This window comes from Aquipuribacter hungaricus, from assembly GCF_037860755.1.
GTDB lineage: Bacteria > Actinomycetota > Actinomycetes > Actinomycetales > JBBAYJ01 > Aquipuribacter > Aquipuribacter hungaricus.
This window is the reverse complement of record NZ_JBBEOI010000487.1, coordinates 1-781: the sequence shown is the minus strand read 5'-3', so window position 1 is coordinate 781 and position 781 is coordinate 1. Positions and strand designations below refer to the sequence as shown.

At 76.8% G+C, this 781-nt stretch carries 1 protein-coding gene; it reads left to right on the top strand.

The window, feature by feature from the left end; all coding sequences use genetic code 11:
• Positions 1-561 precede the first annotated feature (561 nt).
• A partial coding sequence (locus tag WCS02_RS20795) for a hypothetical protein (protein ID WP_340296212.1) occupies positions 562-781 on the top strand: 220 nt, incomplete at its 3' end.

Sequence of the window (781 nt, the reverse complement as noted above, 5' to 3'; positions counted from 1 at the left end):
CGTGCGGCCGGTCGACGGCGTGCGCGGTCGCGGCGCTCCCGTCGGTGCCGCCCCGCCGGGGCCTCCAGGCCAGGGTGCGCGCCACGGTCGACCTCCTCCGTGCGCCCCCGGCGGGCGCCCGGGCAGACGGTACGCGCCGACGGCCCGGGAGGCCGTGGATGTCGTCCGGAGCCGCTCCTCGCCTCGTCCAAACCTCTGCGCGGGTGTGGGTTCCGTCACACCCGCACCCTGCGGCGGTCTACCCGTCACGACGGCACCCGGTCACGGCCGCGTCCCGTCGCGACGGGACGTCGTGCCGCCCCTGACCCCCGTCACGACAGGGCCTGACGGTGGTCGCCCCGCCGGTCACGGTGACGGTGAGGCACCCGTCAGGCCACGGCGTGACACTTTCGATAACAGGACGGTAACGACCGTCTCCGTCCACAGGTGCGTCCTGGGGGTTCGTGGCCCCGGGAGGCACCGCATATGGTGGCTCGACCCTGCCGACCACCTCCGGAGCAGCCCGTGGCCTCAGGCCGACACCGCACCGCGTCCGTCAGGCGACCCCTGGGAGCCCCCGTCGTGGGGATCGCGGTCGCCGCGACGATGCTCGCGGGCCCCCTGTTCCTCGCCGCCGTGCCGGCCACGACGGCCGCGCCCGAGACGCCGGCCGAGCTGAGCCTCACCGCCGAGACGCAGCAGTTCGACACCTCCGCCTTCGCGGCGCGCGACGAGGCGCAGGCGAGCCGCGGCCAGGACCGCGCCGCCCTCCCGCCCGTGGCCCCCGTCGCGCCGGCACCCG